This is a genomic window from Microbulbifer sp. NBRC 101763, from assembly GCF_040371615.1.
Taxonomy (GTDB): domain Bacteria; phylum Pseudomonadota; class Gammaproteobacteria; order Pseudomonadales; family Cellvibrionaceae; genus Microbulbifer; species Microbulbifer variabilis.
In genome coordinates this window covers 403,750-420,146 of the sequence record NZ_BAABQV010000002.1, presented here as the reverse complement: position 1 = coordinate 420,146, position 16,397 = coordinate 403,750, and the positions used below count along the sequence as shown (strand labels likewise).

At 47.9% G+C, this 16,397-nt stretch carries 19 protein-coding genes; 13 read left to right on the top strand and 6 right to left on the bottom strand.

Annotated features, from left to right (window positions below):
• Nucleotides 1–129: 129 nt before the first annotated feature.
• From cobO to ABWV76_RS07195, 3 genes are read right to left on the bottom strand one after another with little or no spacing between them, the layout of a single operon-like run.
• Nucleotides 130–744, bottom strand: a complete 615-nt coding sequence (gene cobO / locus ABWV76_RS07205) for a cob(I)yrinic acid a,c-diamide adenosyltransferase (RefSeq protein ID WP_026305216.1) — start codon at nucleotides 742–744, stop codon at nucleotides 130–132.
• 56 nt (nucleotides 745–800) lie between these two features.
• On the bottom strand, nucleotides 801–1,592 hold the full coding sequence (locus ABWV76_RS07200; RefSeq protein ID WP_353375636.1) for an alpha/beta fold hydrolase: 792 nt from the start codon (nucleotides 1,590–1,592) through the stop codon (nucleotides 801–803).
• A 36-nt stretch (nucleotides 1,593–1,628) separates the two neighbouring features.
• A complete protein-coding gene (locus tag ABWV76_RS07195) occupies nucleotides 1,629–2,054 on the bottom strand; it encodes a hypothetical protein (RefSeq protein ID WP_353375635.1) in 426 nt (141 codons plus the stop codon).
• Nucleotides 2,055–2,251: 197 nt separating this feature from the next.
• Between ABWV76_RS07195 and ABWV76_RS07190 the strand changes: the two genes are divergently transcribed.
• Nucleotides 2,252–2,506, top strand: coding sequence for a hypothetical protein (locus tag ABWV76_RS07190; protein WP_353375634.1), 255 nt, complete (start codon nucleotides 2,252–2,254; stop codon nucleotides 2,504–2,506).
• A 42-nt stretch (nucleotides 2,507–2,548) separates the two neighbouring features.
• The gene (locus ABWV76_RS07185) at nucleotides 2,549–3,649 is read left to right on the top strand and encodes a YHYH protein (protein WP_353375633.1); all 1,101 of its coding nucleotides are present in this window, start codon (nucleotides 2,549–2,551) and stop codon (nucleotides 3,647–3,649) included.
• A gap of 130 nt (nucleotides 3,650–3,779) precedes the next feature.
• Here the strand turns inward: ABWV76_RS07185 and radA are convergent, their stop codons facing one another.
• Entirely contained in the window at nucleotides 3,780–5,174 is a 1,395-nt protein-coding gene (gene radA, locus ABWV76_RS07180; protein WP_020414477.1) for a DNA repair protein RadA, read from the bottom strand.
• A 262-nt stretch (nucleotides 5,175–5,436) separates the two neighbouring features.
• On the opposite strand from radA, the gene ABWV76_RS07175 reads away from it, so the two are divergent.
• The 7 genes from ABWV76_RS07175 (at nucleotide 5,437) to ABWV76_RS07145 (ending at nucleotide 11,556) form a co-directional block, all read left to right on the top strand.
• Entirely contained in the window at nucleotides 5,437–5,880 is a 444-nt protein-coding gene (locus ABWV76_RS07175; RefSeq protein WP_020414476.1) for a pseudoazurin, read from the top strand.
• A 13-nt stretch (nucleotides 5,881–5,893) separates the two neighbouring features.
• Nucleotides 5,894–6,691, top strand: a complete 798-nt coding sequence (locus tag ABWV76_RS07170; protein WP_020414475.1) for an oxygen-binding di-iron domain-containing protein — start codon at nucleotides 5,894–5,896, stop codon at nucleotides 6,689–6,691.
• A gap of 132 nt (nucleotides 6,692–6,823) precedes the next feature.
• Nucleotides 6,824–7,174: a hypothetical protein gene (locus ABWV76_RS07165; RefSeq protein ID WP_353375632.1), complete on the top strand. Its 351-nt coding sequence runs from the start codon at nucleotides 6,824–6,826 to the stop codon at nucleotides 7,172–7,174.
• A 142-nt stretch (nucleotides 7,175–7,316) separates the two neighbouring features.
• On the top strand, nucleotides 7,317–7,805 hold the full coding sequence (locus ABWV76_RS07160) for a DUF411 domain-containing protein (RefSeq protein ID WP_353375631.1): 489 nt from the start codon (nucleotides 7,317–7,319) through the stop codon (nucleotides 7,803–7,805).
• 9 nt (nucleotides 7,806–7,814) lie between these two features.
• Nucleotides 7,815–9,563, top strand: a complete 1,749-nt coding sequence (locus ABWV76_RS07155) for a copper resistance system multicopper oxidase (protein WP_353375630.1) — start codon at nucleotides 7,815–7,817, stop codon at nucleotides 9,561–9,563.
• Nucleotides 9,560–10,354 carry a copper resistance protein B gene (locus ABWV76_RS07150; protein ID WP_353375629.1) on the top strand — a complete coding sequence of 265 codons (795 nt, stop codon included), beginning with the start codon at nucleotides 9,560–9,562 and terminating at the stop codon, nucleotides 10,352–10,354. Before ABWV76_RS07155 ends, ABWV76_RS07150 begins: the two co-directional genes overlap by 4 nt.
• Nucleotides 10,355–10,653: 299 nt before the next feature.
• Nucleotides 10,654–11,556, top strand: coding sequence for a copper resistance protein B (locus tag ABWV76_RS07145; RefSeq protein ID WP_353375628.1), 903 nt, complete (start codon nucleotides 10,654–10,656; stop codon nucleotides 11,554–11,556).
• 402 nt (nucleotides 11,557–11,958) lie between these two features.
• On the opposite strand, the gene ABWV76_RS07140 is transcribed toward ABWV76_RS07145, so the two are convergent.
• Nucleotides 11,959–12,753: an SDR family NAD(P)-dependent oxidoreductase gene (locus ABWV76_RS07140; protein ID WP_353375627.1), complete on the bottom strand. Its 795-nt coding sequence runs from the start codon at nucleotides 12,751–12,753 to the stop codon at nucleotides 11,959–11,961.
• Nucleotides 12,754–12,795: 42 nt separating this feature from the next.
• Entirely contained in the window at nucleotides 12,796–13,833 is a 1,038-nt protein-coding gene (locus ABWV76_RS07135; RefSeq protein ID WP_353375626.1) for an MBL fold metallo-hydrolase, read from the bottom strand.
• A 177-nt stretch (nucleotides 13,834–14,010) separates the two neighbouring features.
• On the opposite strand from ABWV76_RS07135, the gene ABWV76_RS07130 reads away from it, so the two are divergent.
• The 4 genes from ABWV76_RS07130 (at nucleotide 14,011) to ABWV76_RS07115 (ending at nucleotide 16,397) form a co-directional block, all read left to right on the top strand.
• Nucleotides 14,011–14,622 (top strand): TetR/AcrR family transcriptional regulator, encoded by a 612-nt coding sequence (locus ABWV76_RS07130; RefSeq protein ID WP_353375625.1) that lies wholly within the window; start codon nucleotides 14,011–14,013, stop codon nucleotides 14,620–14,622.
• Nucleotides 14,623–15,043: 421 nt separating this feature from the next.
• Nucleotides 15,044–15,472 (top strand): N-acetyltransferase, encoded by a 429-nt coding sequence (locus ABWV76_RS07125; RefSeq protein ID WP_353375624.1) that lies wholly within the window; start codon nucleotides 15,044–15,046, stop codon nucleotides 15,470–15,472.
• Nucleotides 15,473–15,568: 96 nt separating this feature from the next.
• Nucleotides 15,569–15,817 (top strand): DUF6868 family protein, encoded by a 249-nt coding sequence (locus ABWV76_RS07120; RefSeq protein ID WP_020414464.1) that lies wholly within the window; start codon nucleotides 15,569–15,571, stop codon nucleotides 15,815–15,817.
• 49 nt (nucleotides 15,818–15,866) lie between these two features.
• Complete coding sequence (locus tag ABWV76_RS07115; RefSeq protein ID WP_282952386.1) at nucleotides 15,867–16,397, top strand: ester cyclase; 531 nt, start codon at nucleotides 15,867–15,869, stop codon at nucleotides 16,395–16,397.

Here is a 16,397-nt window from a genome sequence, read left to right as displayed (position 1 = left end):
TGTGATAACATCACCCTGTCGGCCTCAGCGCATTAAGCTGTAAATATATAATCAGTAGGTGCTAATAATCAAAACCAGTTGGCTCAATCCTTACCCGCAAGGTTTAGGCCTATGCCTGCAGTTGCTTCATTACCACTCAATACCTTTACGTGCTGCGAGACCACTAGCAAAGGCATGCTTTTCCGCGCGCATTTCACTAACGGTATCCGCAATATCCCTCAAATATTGTTTAGCACCACGGCCGGTAATAATAACTGACTGTTCCTTGGGGCGATCCCGTATAGCTGCCAATACTTCAGCCTTATCCAGCCAGTGAAAATTTAATGCATAGGTCAATTCATCCAAAACAACCAAGTACACGCTTTCATCACGCATGGCCATCAACCCCTTCTCCCATAGCGCTTGTGCTGCGGCCTTATCTGCATCAAAGTTCTGGGTTTCCCAGGTAAAGTCCGTACCCATCTGGTACCACTGCAAAGGGCGGGAAGATCCCATCAATAAATTCTTCTCCCCGCACTCCCAAGTACCTTTTATAAACTGTATGACCACCGTAGAGAAAGCATAACCCAGAGCCCTTGTTACCAACCCCATAGCTGCTGTGGTTTTACCTTTACCATCACCAGTATATAAAATTACAGTTCCACGCTCATCCTGCGCTCTAGATACCGTCTCATCAACGATCTGCTTGCGATTCCGCATACGCTCCTTGTATTGTCTACTTTCATCCTGAAATTTAGAGCTCATAAAAAAACCAATAAATATTTAGGCACATAACTATGTAAACAAATTGATAGCAATATTTAAGTCAACTTAAGAAAACTCAAAATGACACCCCAAATCAAAGTGTCCTGCCATAGGACATGATGCCCACCTTCAAAAATTCCCAGGCGAGATTCATTTATTTGCTGGAATAAAGCCTTCTGGTTTTCAAAAGGAGCGATTCTGTCATAGCGACCACCACAAATAAGTGTCCCAACCCTGAGCTCAGGCAAGCGTTCAAAGGTATCATGTCCCTTTCTTGCCTGGAGCTGTCGAGAACGGCATAAAGCCCCTTCCGGCTTATTTATAGAAATCTCACAAACTTGCTTGTAGTAATTCCGCAGAGGTGTGTAGAGCGCCGTTTCTATTTGTTCATTATTGGAACTCGGCATACGGCTATCTCCAGCCGAGATGAAAAAGTTAACTTTTTCCTCGACGTTCATTGCTTCGATATCATATTTATGGAGAGGAAATGAAGCTCCTCCCGGCCCCCCAGAACTGGTGACTATCAAAACGAGTCTCTGCACAGCTTGTGGATAGAGAAGCGCAAACTCCTGCAATACCATTCCACCAAAAGATTCGCCAATAAACAGTGCATCCTGCCAACCTATATGCTCCATTAAACGCTTGAGATCCTGGGCATAGTCAAACATCGTAGGAGAGGCATCGGGAGAATTGGATTGCCCAATTCCTCGTGGATCAAAACTCAGTATTTCAAAATGTCGTGCCAATGGAGAATCAAATACAGTCGGATGTACTCTGAGATCACTGAGAGTACCGGGATGGAATACCAGGCGAGGACCATTCCCGCGAAGCTCAAAGTACAGGCTCACGCCATCCTGGCTAAATACCGACATACAGTTCCACCATCAATACCAGATAGCTGTAGTAAGAATAACTACAAAGGTATAGTTCAGCAGCAGAAAGTGAGTGACAAAGAGATTCACCTTAATCCCAATAAATAGGGAAATGGCACCTTTTCCGGGTGAAAAGGAAGAAAGGCCTGAAATAGCAGCTATAAACCACTTCACCTCATTTTTTATAAATTTACCTGCTCTCCACCATATACACACCAGAATCGGTAATGAAGCCGATGTGAGACTTTCCACTTTTACTGCGACGTGAAATGGCTGGCCACTATAAAGACAGACTGGATTCTGTTTCAAAAATATAAACGAGCCTCCTTTACCCAAATAAAGTGAAACATCCACTACTGGGTAACAAAGCAACAGCAAGTATGATAGCGCGACAGTCCGACCATAATGAACAGGCCGGTCAAACACGCGGTTAAACATGAAGCTCTACCTGGTACCAGCGCCCTTGCTTACTTCCACATTTCTTTACATAAATTCCACATTCCTTGCGCATTCCTGAACTATGTTGGCTCTCATCGGTTAGTGAAAAAAGCCTCCTTCCCAAGATAAGGCTCCACACCAGTTATGAAATACTGATAGCAACAATCCACTCAGTCGAATCCAAAAAGGAGAGCACTGTGAATAAAATTCTGATTCCCATCGCTATGCTAGCCATCGCCTCTACAGCAACGGCACAACCTCGCAAACCGCCTCAGGAGGCCTTTGATGCATGTAATGAAATGTCGGAAGGGGATTCCTGCACCGTTGAAACTCCACGAGGTACATTGGAAGGCACTTGCCGTATCCCTCCCAAGGAAGAGCAACTGGTCTGCGTACCGGCAAAAATGGAGGGCCACAGACCGCGCAGGGACAAAGAAGCGGATTCCGAATAAATTTTCCGATCTGTCAGGGGCCGTGCAGTTTTAGGTTGTCGTATGAAAAAGTGGTTATTACTAACTCTTGTCTGTGTTGCCCCGACTGCACTAGGTCATTTACCAGAAACAGCAACTGAAGCCTGCCATAGCCTCACTCCCGGTGCCAGTTGTGCTGTCGGGCATAGTATTGGCCAGTGTTTTAACTTAACAGAGTCCCAGACACTCATCTGCCTACCGGAGAGATTGAATATTGCCCAGGCCCCCTCCAAAGACCGTATTGCAGGCAGACCTCCCACTCGCAAACACCTAGCAATACAGTCAGATGGGTTGCAAAGCACTGTTCCTGCAAATCGTACGCCTATCGCCTCCAGTGTGGTGACGGTGTCTGTGCAGGGCCCCTGGAGAGTGATTGAAGCCAATGGTATCTCAACACATAAAACAGGCGCTTTTCCCAACGCAGGTAATCCACACAGAATTGAAGCCCAGCGCTATAAATACAGAATTCCAGCCACCCCCAAAGTGGCAGCACAAGTCACACCCGTCACACTGCAGAATTTCGGCATCGGCATTAACGGTGTGCCTTTTGATCCAAGTGCAGCAGAATGGTATCTGGGTAATCGTGGCCCTTGGCGATATGAAGCGTTATCAGGTGCAGTCCCCTTAGGTGTGGATGATAACTTTGCGCATGTGCAGCCTAGCGGAGCCTACCACTACCACGGCCTGCCGACCGGACTTCTGGCACGCTTGCAAGTAACCTCTGAGCACCACTCACCGCTAATTGGTTGGGCTGCAGATGGCTTCCCAATTTATGCCTTGTACGGTTTTCAAGATGGCCAAAATAGTGAATCCGGTGTCGCAAAAATGCGGTCCAGTTATCAAGTGAAAGCTGGGCAGCGTCCTGCTGGCAGCAATCAGCCAGGCGGTTACTATGATGGTACTTTCGTAGCTGACTACGAGTATGTGGAAGGCTCAGGCTCCCTTGATGAGTGCAACGGCCGTTTCGTGCGCTCCCCCAACTTTCCCGAGGGCACCTACGCCTACTTCCTCACTGAAGAATGGCCAATTATTCCGCGCTGCTACAAGGGTACGCCTTCAGAAGATTTTCGCCGGGGCCCACAGAGAACACCCCGCGACAGAGGAGCGGGAAGGAGATTCGGCTGACTCAACCAAACCTGCCAATTTATTTAAACAATACGTTTAAAGGCGATCGCTAACCGGGTAACAGTTGAATCAACAGCAGTTTCTCCTCAAACAACAAATTACAATGATTTGCTGAAAAAATTTAGCAGTTTCAGCTCATATCTATAACGGAAAGGGCTTCCGCCAGAGTTTTTACCGAGTGCATTTCCATCCCCTCGATATCATTTTTTAAGCGGTTTGCGGCGGGCACTATCGCCTTGCGGAAACCGTGCTTGGCCGCTTCACGCAAACGCTCCTGGCCTGAAGGCACAGGTCGAATCTCACCAGACAGGCCCACTTCACCGAACACCACCAAATCTCGGGGCAGAACGCGGTTACGGAAACTGGAAACCACAGCCAATAACAAAGTCAGATCAGCACTGGTTTCCATGACCTTAACCCCACCTACCACATTGATAAATACGTCCTGGTCGCCCACCAATACACCACCATGTCGGTGCAGCACCGCCAACAACATGTTCAAACGGTTTTGGTCGAGCCCCACTGCCACACGGCGCGGATTACCCAAACTGCTGTCATCCACTAACGCCTGCAACTCCACCAAAAGTGGGCGAGTACCCTCCCAAACAGAAGTTACCACCGAACCCGCGGCGATTTCCTCTGCGCGCTGCAAAAAAATTGCGGAGGGGTTGGAGACTTCCTTAAGACCCTGTTCGGTCATAGCGAACACCCCCAGCTCATTGACCGCACCAAATCGATTTTTGTGCGCGCGCAAAGTGCGGAAACGGGAGTCGTGAGTACCTTCAAGTAAAATGGAGCAATCGATAATATGCTCCAGTACTTTGGGGCCGGCGAGGCTGCCATCTTTCGTGACGTGGCCCACAAGAATCAGTGCCGTGCCGGTTTGCTTGGCGTAGCGGGTCAGGTAGGCTGCACTCTCCCGTACCTGAGCTACCGAGCCTGGTGCGGACTGTACATCGCTCATATGCATGACCTGGATGGAGTCCACCACCATCACTTGCGGATTCACCTCCCTGGCCGCCAGGCAGATGCGCTCTACATCAGTTTCGCTAAGTAGTTGCAGGGAGTCTGTAGGCAAGCCCAGGCGCTTGGCCCGCATAGCCACCTGCTGTAAGGACTCCTCCCCGGTGATATACAACGCTGGCATGGAGATAGCCAAATGACACAGAGTTTGTAGTAGTACCGTGGATTTACCGGCTCCGGGGTGCCCACCAATCAGCACCACCGAGCCCGGCACCAGCCCCCCGCCCAGCACACGATCTAACTCAGAGGCGGAAGTGGGAATTCGCGGTAATTCACTCAGGTCAATTTCCGAGAGCTTTTGCACCTTGCCAGCACCAGCAGTGCCGGCATAGCCGCTCTGCGCATCGGTAAAATTGGCTGCACGGCTGTCCTTATGTTCAGGCCCAAGGCGTACCTCTGAAAGGCTATTCCAAGTACCACAGGCACTGCATTGCCCTGCCCATTTGGTGTAGTCCGCACCACATTCATTACATACATAGGCAGTTTTGCGTTTTGCGGCCAAGGTTATCTCCCGAACAGTTGCCCGAATAATTTGGCGTACAGTTTACCCCTTATCAGGGAACAACGGGCAGTGCTGAGCAGACATAAATGACTCACCTGTATCGCTCCAACGCAATGGCACTTACTTCCTTAATCTACGCCGTCTACGCGATTGATCTAGATCAATTCCCTGGGTCTCCACCGAGATAATATCCGCCGCTGCCTGTACCCACTAATGGGGAGGCATTCATTCACACTGACCAATCACCAAACAGGAAGTAAGCATGTCGTCTATTTCTCTTCGCGGCGCAATTCTAGCGCTCGCCTTGGCCTCGACCTCCGCCCTGGCAGCAGACCACGAAGTTAAAATGTTGAACCAGGGCAAGGATGGCATGATGACTTTTGAACCAGCCTTCCTAAGCGTTGCCTTGGGCGACACAGTAACTTTTCTTCCCACTGATATGGCCCACAACACCCGCTCCGTATTTTCCCCAGCAGAGGGCGCTTCCTGGAACGGCACTATGGGGGAAAAAGTGACTGTAACCCTGAACAAAGAGGGTGTTTACCTATACCAGTGTGACCCACATCTACCACTGGGTATGGTTGGGGTAATTCAGGTCGGCGAAGCCGGCAACCTTGAGGAGGCCAAGAAACACGCCGAAGGGATGAATGATCGTATTGCTGTAAATAAGGAGCGACTGCAACAGTACCTCGGCTTGGTGAAATAAGGAGAGCCGCGGCGTGGACATCCTATTTGAAAAAGGCCACCACCTGGTTGCGCGTTTCTGCGATCTGGTCAATGAGCAGAATGGCAGCGACGGCGTTCAGGCCAACCAGTTTGTAATTCGCCGCGGTACCAAGGGAGCGCTCATTGATCCCGGCGGCGATCTAACCTATACACCCCTGACTATCGAGCTCAGCCGCCACCTTAACCTGAGCGATCTTGAATACATTCTGGCCTCACACCAGGATCCGGATATTATCGCCTCGTTGCCGCGCTGGATGCTACATTCCCGCTGTAAGGTGGCAGTATCAAAACTTTGGTCGCGCTTCTTGCCACATTTAGTATCTGGCTTCGTAGCCTCTCGGGCGGGCAGTGAGAAATGGCAGGACCGCATAGTACCGCTCAATGATAAAGGCGAAGTACTGCCTTTTGCCGATAGTGAAATCTGGGCCCTGCCCGCTCACTTTCTGCATTCATGTGGCAATTTCAGCTTCTATGATCCGGTTAGCCGTATCCTGTTTTCCGGAGATATTGGTGCCTCCCTCGGTGGCGAAGAGGGAGAGGTGTTAGATTTCGACACACATATCCCATCAATGGAAGGTTTTCACCAGCGCTATATGGGAGGCAATTGGGCCTGCCGGCTTTGGGCCAAGATGGTGCGTGAATTAAACCCGTCTATGATCGTGCCTCAGCACGGCGGCTATTTCTCCTCGGACGAAACCAAAAACCGATTCCTAGGTTGGCTGGAGAAGCTGGAGTGCGGCCCAGATCTATTGCGCCATCAAGATTTCCGCCTGCCCCTCGGCAAGTCCTGAACCCAGAGATATTGACTGGTGGCGCCTGCAACGCCACCAGTGTTTCACCTCATTAACCAACACCCCGGTCACTGTTGCGCCCCTAAGTGTCAGCTCATACACTGCGTCCCTGTACTTATTCAGGCCGAAGCCATGAACCCCGGATTTTTACGCTCACTGCTACTGATACTGCTCCTTGCCTTTGCCGGCTTGGCTTCGGCGGTACCTTGTATTGAGCGTGGTGAGGTAGCACCGGCCTTAATGAGCGCTGATTCCAACGAACAGAGTCACTGTTCCTCAGAGAAGCCTAACGACTGTAGCAATGAGCACGCCGGCAATTGCAGTATTGAGTGCGGCTGCTGTCCTGGGCTTGGCAATAACCTCGCTGCCCCTTCTGATAGCAAGCCCATTTTTATTACGCAGAGCTCATGTAATACAGCCTATTTCCGTTTCAACGTCCCTCCAGAGCCAGATACCGAGTTGCGACCTCCTATTCACTCCTGAATTGCAACAGGCACCACAGGGCTCTCCTGACCCAGACAATCCACCAGGAAATTTTTCACGCGCGAACAGATCTCCGCGTGCCCAGAGCCCCGTGCATTTTTCACATGACGCGTAATCAATTTTGAAAACAAGGAGACTCTCCATGTACCGAACTTTCCTGGCTGCTATAGCCTCTATCTTTATCCCCATGGCATTGAGCGCCTGTGCCGAGTCTATTGAATCACCGGCACAAAGCCCCAGCCTGACCACCTACAAGTCAGCCACTTGCGGTTGCTGCAAAGTCTGGGTTGATCACGCTCGGGAAACTGGCTTCGATGTGGTAGCGAAAGATGTCGATGACCTTAACAGCGTCAAAAAGCAGCATGGAATTGAACCCCGCTACCAGTCTTGCCACACCAGTGTGTCCAAGGAAGGCTATGTTTTCGAAGGGCATGTGCCAGCCAAAATGATTCACCAATTTTTGGAGAATCCACCGAAAAATGCCCTGGGGCTGGCAGTTCCCGGTATGCCCCAGGGAAGTCCTGGCATGGAGGTAGGCGATCGCTTTACCCCCTACCAGGTAATGCAAATAAACAAAGATGGCAGCAGCGTGGTTTATGCCGCGATTAACTCTGCCGGAGAACAGTTCTGAGGGCTGTCGATGACAAACCCCCCATGGTGTGGTGCGATCTCGCGCCGCACCTTTGTGACCGGCCTTACCGCCGGCGCAGCTCTATTAGGCTTATCTAGTCTTCCCCTCGCTGCCAGAACGAGGGTGCCTCCACCCACGATACTAAGTGGCGAGCATTTCTCCCTGAAAGTGGGCCAAAGACCGGTCAACTTCACCGGCCAACGACGCAACGCTATTTCAGTTAATGGTTCAGTTCCCGGCCCAGTTCTGCACTGGCGTGAAGGGCAAACTGTCACCCTGAATGTGTTCAATCAGTTACCCAAGGATACTTCGATTCACTGGCACGGTATCAGAGTGCCGAGCAATATGAATGGAGTGCCGGGGCTCAATTTTCCTGGAATTAGGCCTGGGGAAAACTTTCGCTATCGTTTCAAGGTAAAACAAAGCGGCACTTACTGGTACCACAGCCACTCCAGCTTCCAGAGGCAACAAGGACTCTATGGAGCCATCGTCATTGATCCAATTGACGAAGACCCGGTGGCCTATGACCGGGACTATGTGGTGTTGCTTTCCGATTGGAGCGACGATTCCCCCCAGCGGATTTACTCTAACCTGAAGAAAGATGGCCACTATTACAACCGCCACCGCCGCCGCACCACCACAGATCTTTGGCGAGATGTACGCGCAAAAGGTATAGAGCAAACCTGGCGCGAACGTCATCCATGGAACTTCGCTGGCATATCTGATCGGGACGTATCTGATATCACCAGCGATACCTACAGCTACCTGATCAATGGACAAACCCCGGAGGACAATTGGACTGCCCTATTTGCCCCCGGAGAAAAAGTACGGCTACGTTTTATCAACGCCTCAGCCATGACAATCTTCGACCTGCGCATTCCTGGCTTGGATATGACAGTGGTCAGTGCCGATGGCCAGAATATTCAGCCTCTGCGGGTAGATGAGTTCCGCCTAGGCACCGGGGAAACCTACGATGTGGTAGTTAGGCCTAAAGAGGACAGAGCCTACACTCTGTTTGCCCAAGCGATAGACCGCGGTGGTTTCGCTCGCGGCACTTTAACGCCAAATCAGAAATTCACTGCCGAAGTTCCCTCCATGGACCCAATCCCAATACTTGATGAGCGCGATCTGGGATTCACTCCTGCCAGTGGCGCTAAAGCCGCCGGCAGACAGCCTTCCGCTGAAGAACGCAGTGGCAAACTGGCCCCCGCCGGCCAGGGAAGCAATAGCTCTATCATCCACCAACCAACAGAAAAAGGTCATGGCGTAGCCCTGCGCGCGCTCACTCCAAAAAATGGAGTGTATGATCCCGGCGTGGGACTGCGCAAACATCAGCAGCGCTACAACCGCCGCGTACTTTGTTACGCGGATCTTCGCAGCCTCACTCCATCGTTAGGCCAACGCGAACCGCAGCGGGAACTGCAGTTACACCTCACCGGTAATCCAGCACGTTATCTATGGTCAGTTGATGGCGTTAAATATAGGAATGCCACACCGATACTATTAACCTATGGCGAGCGCCTTCGTATCACTCTGGTAAACGACACTCTGCTTACCCAGCCCATGCACCTGCATGGTTTATGGAGTGAGCTGGAAACCGGCGATGGAGAGTACCTGCCACGCAAGCACACGGTGATAGTGCAGCCCGGCGCCAAAATCAGTTTTCTGGTAAATGCCGATACCCGAGGGCGCTGGGCATTACACTGCCAAATGCTCTATCGCGCACACGGCATTTTCCGTGAGGTCCGTGTGGTATGAACCACCACACAATAATAAAAGCCACAACAACAGCCCTCATTGCCCTATGCTCCGAGCCGAGTTTTCAAGCAGCTTTAGCCCAAAATCAGGAAGATCTGCACCACAGCATCCAGTCTCGCTCCAACGAAACTACCGTTGGAGAAGGTAATGGCATCGCTGGGGAAGAAGATAAACCTACAGCCAAGTTCAGTTTCGACCAGTTCGAGCGACGCGGCCAAAATGGCGCAGCAATTGAAGGGGATATCAGTTATGGAGGCGACATTAATAAGCTGGTGCTGGAAATCGATTTCGAGCGGGGAGGAGGTGAAACAGAAAAAAATGAGCGATGGCTGGTGTACAGCCGCGCTATTTCCAAAAACTGGAATTTCCTCTCCGGCATACGTCACGACCTCCAGAGAGAGAGTACCAGCCGTAACTGGCTGGCGGTTGGTTTAATCGGAGAAACACCTTACTCATTAGAAATGGATGCGGTGTTATTTCTTGGGAAAAGTGGCAGCACAGCTTTCCGTCTGGAAGCGGAATATGAGGCCAAACTCGCAGAGAAAGTCACTCTGATTCCGCGCCTAGAACTGAATTTTTTCGGTCAAAATGACGAAATCGCCGGTAGTGGTACGGGATTATCTCAAGCAGAATTAGGTTTGCGCCTTCTCTATGAGATTCATCCCAAGTTTTCCCCTTATGTTGGGGTTCATCATGAGCGAGAAGTGGGCAATGCAGCGGACTTTGCCCGTGAAGAAGGAGAAAAAGTATATACTACCGTGTGGGTTATCGGTATTCGTGCTTGGTTTTAATCCCCACCCTACCAATAATTTCTTTCACAACAAACTACTGTTCGTCGAGAAAATTCAATAGATATTCTAAATAATTCATCATGGTAGTTTAAATACACGACATTTTCTTACTCATAGTGGATTAACAGACAGACCTCAGTAAAATCGAGAGTTTAGACAGGCGATATACTTATATATCATTATTAATTCCCTACAATTTACAAACCTAAAATCTGTAAATTATCAGCGTCATAAATATCTTTTGCGGTGGATGAACGAAAATTCCATATCAGGCAAAATGAGGTTAAAAAGGGCTAAAGGTGTCGCACTTCAATCCTACAGCTCAGTGCCATATTCCTTCATCACACCTTTGCAAAGATTTTTTTGCACTCACCACCGTAGATTTAACTAGATATCTGACCCTCATATGGAAGTCCTGCCAAGATATAAGACAACCTCTTTCACATAAAGCACCAATAACACCAGTAATTATTTTTTTATTACTAATAGGAATGCAGCCTGCCAAAGGACAGTCTCAAGGAGATTTACATCACTCTATCCAGTACCGCTCCACACTGAATGATACGAACATAAGAGAAGACAAGCCGATAGCCAAGCTCAGTCTTGACCAATTCGAATTACAAGGCAATAACGGAGCCACCATCGAAGGTGACTTCAGCTATGGCACAGATGAAAGTAAGATATCAATAGAGGTTGATTATGAACGCACCAATGGAGAAACTGATGAAAATGAATTATGGGGAGTTTATAGCCGCTCAGTTTCTGCCAACTGGAATGTTCTTACCGGAATACGCCATGATTTTCAGTTAGAGAACACCAGCCGTAACTGGTTTGCCATTGGAGTTATTGGCGAAACGCCCTACTCTTTCGAAATGGATGCTGTACTTTTCTTTGGTAGAAGTGGTAGCACAGCCCTTCGTATAGAAGGGGAGTATACGTTCAAAATTTCAGAAAAAGTGAGCTTAGTACCACGTGCTGAGCTAGATTTCTTTGGGCAAAATGATGCGAGTGTGGACGGCGGTTCTGGTCTATCCGAAATAGAAATCGGCGTGCGCTTACGTTATGAAATTCACCCCAAGTTTTCCCCCTATATTGGCATTCATCAATATCGAAATGCCGGTAATACGGCTGACTTTGAACGCGAAGAAGGAGAAATGGTATACGATACTGTATGGGTTCTTGGATTTAGGGCTTGGCTATAAGGCCGAAGAGTACTATTCTCCGAATGCCTAGTATCTACACTAAACCAATAAGCCCTCTAAAATCTCATCCTCACGAATATCCCAGCATCAACTCAAACCGCCCCACACTAAGTTGCTAGTAAGAAGAACTTTTAAGGGTACCCAAAGGAAATCAATAGACCAGAATACAGACAGCCAATTGACGCTCTAATCTACCTTAAATATTTCTCTAACTCCGATGCTGTATCCTACCGCGGGAACTCTTCAGTGATTTTCGCCATTGAGTTTTTTCTTTGATAGTTTAAGGCAAGGGAAATTACGCGTCTCTTACCTGCGCGCGATTTGCTTCCAAGCAACGAAAGTCATCAATTGCTGGGAACCCAAAAAAACCTATAATACCACTATCAAAATAATCCTTAAAAGCTAAGCCTTTTTGTTATTTACAATACCTTTAAACACTCTGCCCGATAGCTTCAACAACATCGCTCGGCTCAATAGTCTAGGAAGTAAAACAAGCGTCCACTTTTGCTTACCCGAAAGCACATAACTTTTCTTTGCCAAGAATCCATTGATTCCAACCAGAGCAACGTGCTCAGCGGTTTCATATAAATTTTCATCAACGCTTACCTTATTATTTGCCACCTCAGCAAAATTTGTCTTGGTTCCACTGGGGCAGAGGCAGGTAACAGTGACTCCCGTTCCAAGCAGTTCATTATGTAGAGCTTCTGAGAAATTCAACACATAACTTTTAGATGCAGAATAAACCCCTGCATAGGGTACTGGCATTAAAGCTGCACTGGAAGCCACATTGATAATCCCCCCTGTATTTCTTGACTTCATTTCAGGAAGGTATAAATAGCATAACTCAGTTAAGGTATTAATATTAAGCTGAAGTAAACTTCTGTATGTCTTCAAGTCAAAGTCTTGGAAATTCCCCCATTTACCGAATCCTGCATTATTGACTAAGATATCTATTGCCAATCCCCGCGATTGGGTTTCGATATATAGTTTCTGTGCGGCACCTTCCACGCTTAAATCAATTTCAATAATATCCACTTTAACTGAATACCTCCCTTCAATCTTCCTGGCTATCTCCGATAAAGCCCTATAGTTACGGGAAACTAAAATGAGGTTCGCGCCTTTCTTTGCACATTCATAAGCAAAGGCTTCGCCGATACCAGAGGAGGCGCCGGTTATCAATACAACTTTTTTATCCATCTGTATGTTCCCCTTGTAAGAAATTCAACTGAATTGCCATAATCACGGTTGCACAACCAATTCAACCTGTCCTTCTGCAATAAACTTCCTCCACCAGGGAAGAGTCGGAGCCGGCATACGCACATCAACCGGGGCACCAATAATGGGGGTCAGGATCGCCGCCCCATGGGGTTCTGCAGCAGCTAGCGCTCGCTCTAGAGGTTCAAACCAATCATGCAGGGCAAGATCAAAAGTACTGTTATGGATGGGCACCATAGCGCGACCACGCAGATCCAGGTGAGCCTGCACACTCTCTTCCGGCATCATGTGAATTTCACTCCACAGATCGTTGTAGGCACCAGTTTCAATCAAGGTCAGATCAAACGGGCCCAAGCGTTCACCTATCTCCCGAAAACCACTGAAATAGCCGCTATCACCGCTAAAGAAAATTCGGGCATCGCGCCCGGCAATCGCCCAGCTGGCCCACAGAGTCTTATCACGGTCAGTAAGGCCGCGTCCGGAAAAATGTTGAGCCGGAGTTGCAGTAAATTGCAAGCTGCCAACAGCATATGACTGCCACCAGTCAAGCTCGGTAATCTTGTCTGATGCAACCCCCCAGTCCCGCAAATAATTGCCAACCCCCGTGGGAACAAGAAATCGTTCTACTCTCTCATCCAGGATACGCACGCTGGCTTTATCCAGATGATCGTAGTGATCGTGGCTTATTATTACGGCTTTTAGTGCTGGTAAGTCCTGCAGAGACAGAGGTAGCGGGTGAAAACGCTTCGGTCCCATCCACTGCACTGGTGAGGCTCGCTCACTGAATACCGGGTCAGTGAGCACGTATTCTCCATCGAGACGGATCAGTACTGATGAGTGTCCCAAACGATAGACTGTAGGCTGATTCTCGTTACTGGTAAGTACTTCCTTTGTAATCGGCTGCAGTGGAAGGGGCGCTTTCGGTAACGGCGCAGCCCTCTCTGCGCGAATGTAGGCACCGATAATCTCAACAACCTTACCCATCCCGGCTTTATAGTCGACTTCTGAGTTTTGAAACTTATTCGGCTGAGTAGCACAGCTGTTAAACAGACCAACGGACATACCTACCACTCCTAATAATAACCACCAGTGTTTTTTCATAGATACCACCAAGTAAACTATACAGTGCAGTTTATTACCGACAGATACAAAAGTAAACTAATTAGTGTAAAATCAATTATGAAGTAAGATTCACCGCCAGGCGGATTTCCTAGTGCAATCAGAAGTACCGAGAGTCATATGAACGAAAAGAAGCCAACCAGAAGTGAGCTGAAGCGCCAGGCCATTATTGATGCCGCTAAACAAGCTTTTCAGGAACTCGGTGTTCAGGGTACCAGCATGGATGAATTGGCAGCCCGTGCTCAAGTATCCAAGCGCACTGTATATAATCACTTTGCCAGCAAGGAAGCGCTGGTTATGTTTTTGATTGGCGAACTCTGGCAACAGGCAACCCAATCCCCTGGCTGCGAATACAATCCGAACAGCGACCTCCATACACAGTTGCGCGCCCTGCTCGAGTTGGAGATTAAAACCATCTGCAACCCCCAGTATATTGAATTGAACCGAATGGCTTTCGACTACTTTTTCCACCAACCGGAAGCCCTGCGCAAAGAGATGGAAAAGTTCAAAGCGAATGAAACCGGCGTACAGCGCTGGATAAAATCTGCTTTAGCCGATGGCCGTTTGAGGCAGCTGGATCTAGAGATCGCCAGCGGCCAGATACACAATTTGATAAAGGGAAGTTGCTTTTGGCCACAGCTGCTCCAGCTTTCTGGCCAACCGACCCCTACTGAGCAAGAAGCTCTGGCCGAGCGCACTACAGCTATGTTTTTGAGTCATTATCGAGCTTAAAAGGTATAGTGTTAAATATCAATGAAAGCACTTAGTTCCTCCTGGGTCCGCCTATAGAAATTATCTAACCCACTAATCGTAAAAATTTTAGTGGCTTAGTTTCTCGCTATTGAAGCAAGAGCAGGCGCTATGGCAGAAACCCGCTTCAATATAAATGTGGCACTGGAAGTTTCCCGAGATCTAAATTGATTATGAGAATTATTTCATTATGAACAACGGGAAGATAAGATATTGATATCAATAGTTAAAATCAGCCTTTTCATGAAATAAATCTAGAAGCCCCTAAAATTCATAGTGGGAAAAATGTATTAACATTTCACCTAGATAAGGCCATCTACTCCACCCACTACTAGATTAATAAACTTAGATACGGCCTATGTATTCGATATAAAGTTGCTACGAACAAAGGGAATAGACATATATGATCAGAGAGTACAAATTGAGTGACTTGGACATCATTTTAGATATTTGGTTAACAGCCTCGATCAATTCACACAGATTTATCTCTTCTGAGTTCTGGGAATCACAGCTGGAAGATATGCGCGATATCTATATCCCAAACTCAGAAACCTATGTCTTTGAGAGAGACAGAAAAGTAGCTGGGTTTTATTCCCTCAATGGTAGTTCATTGGCTGCAATCTTTGTTTATCCACACGTCCAGGGTCAAGGTATAGGAAAGCAACTTCTGTCTCATGCAAAGTCTCAACAGTCTCATCTGACACTCTCCGTCTATAAAGAAAATACACCCAGTTATCATTTTTATCTCTCTCAAGGTTTCCTACCAATAAAGGAACAACTAGATAAATATACGGGACATATTGAATATCTAATGAGTAATAAAGCACAATAAGCCACCCTACTGTCTACCTTTTTTGAGCCTCACTTCGGATAGCTTCTATTTATTGCACCAATACGAAAAAAATGAAGCAATGACAAGGACGATGCTATGATTACACTTCCACAGTTAACAGAATTACTTGGCTGGGCATCAATAATCAATATTGCCTACCTTCTCCTGGCAACAATAGTTATTTCTTTTATGAATAAGTGGTTATCTTCTATTCATAGTAAGCTATTTAGATTAAAGGCTGGAGAGTTGAACTCCAAGTACTTTGACTTCCTGAGTATTTACAAAATCGTGACACTGGTATTTATCGTGGCGCCATATATCGCTCTGAAAATTATGGGTCAGTAATTATCCAAACAAACTGCCAAATTTCATTTAAACCTCAAGAACCAATAAAATGCCTACCACAGATCTAAAGTCAAAACTTGACGCGATATTCGACAAGCATGTACAGGCTGAACTTGCCGGCGATCTCGATGGAACCCTGTCCACTATGGCGCCCAATCCTCATATCGTAAATATACCAACCATGCTAGGTGGTCAGGGCCCTCAGAGCATCCGTACATTTTACTCCAAACATCTTATAGGGCAGTTTTTTCCACCCGATGTTACTTTCGAAACTATTTCTAGAACATACAGCGAAGAGCGACTCGTCGATGAGTTGATCATATCATTCACTCATACTATAAAGATGGACCACATGCTACCGGGAATTGAACCAACTGGAAGGCGAGTTGAAGTAATATTTATTGTTATTGTGGGCGTTGAAAATGACAAGGTAGCTTACGAGCATATTCTGTGGGACCAGGCAAGTGTTCTGGTCCAGCTTGGCCTATTAAACCCAGAAGGTCTTCCGGTTGTTGGCGCAGATGCCGTAGCAAAAATCAGAAATCCAGCCTTGCCGGATCCTTTTTTTGATGGCTCCTAA

Coding starts and splice junctions, on each gene's coding strand:
- cobO (WP_026305216.1), bottom strand. CDS start 744: ATGAGCTCTAAATTTCAGGATGAAAGTAGACAATACAAGGAGCGTATG.
- ABWV76_RS07195 (WP_353375635.1), bottom strand. CDS start 2,054: ATGTTTAACCGCGTGTTTGACCGGCCTGTTCATTATGGTCGGACTGTC.
- ABWV76_RS07185 (WP_353375633.1), top strand. CDS start 2,549: ATGAAAAAGTGGTTATTACTAACTCTTGTCTGTGTTGCCCCGACTGCA.
- ABWV76_RS07175 (WP_020414476.1), top strand. CDS start 5,437: ATGTCGTCTATTTCTCTTCGCGGCGCAATTCTAGCGCTCGCCTTGGCC.
- ABWV76_RS07165 (WP_353375632.1), top strand. CDS start 6,824: ATGAACCCCGGATTTTTACGCTCACTGCTACTGATACTGCTCCTTGCC.
- ABWV76_RS07160 (WP_353375631.1), top strand. CDS start 7,317: ATGTACCGAACTTTCCTGGCTGCTATAGCCTCTATCTTTATCCCCATG.
- ABWV76_RS07155 (WP_353375630.1), top strand. CDS start 7,815: ATGACAAACCCCCCATGGTGTGGTGCGATCTCGCGCCGCACCTTTGTG.
- ABWV76_RS07150 (WP_353375629.1), top strand. CDS start 9,560: ATGAACCACCACACAATAATAAAAGCCACAACAACAGCCCTCATTGCC.
- ABWV76_RS07140 (WP_353375627.1), bottom strand. CDS start 12,753: ATGGATAAAAAAGTTGTATTGATAACCGGCGCCTCCTCTGGTATCGGC.
- ABWV76_RS07135 (WP_353375626.1), bottom strand. CDS start 13,833: ATGTCCGTTGGTCTGTTTAACAGCTGTGCTACTCAGCCGAATAAGTTT.
- ABWV76_RS07130 (WP_353375625.1), top strand. CDS start 14,011: ATGAACGAAAAGAAGCCAACCAGAAGTGAGCTGAAGCGCCAGGCCATT.
- ABWV76_RS07125 (WP_353375624.1), top strand. CDS start 15,044: ATGATCAGAGAGTACAAATTGAGTGACTTGGACATCATTTTAGATATT.
- ABWV76_RS07120 (WP_020414464.1), top strand. CDS start 15,569: ATGATTACACTTCCACAGTTAACAGAATTACTTGGCTGGGCATCAATA.
- ABWV76_RS07115 (WP_282952386.1), top strand. CDS start 15,867: ATGCCTACCACAGATCTAAAGTCAAAACTTGACGCGATATTCGACAAG.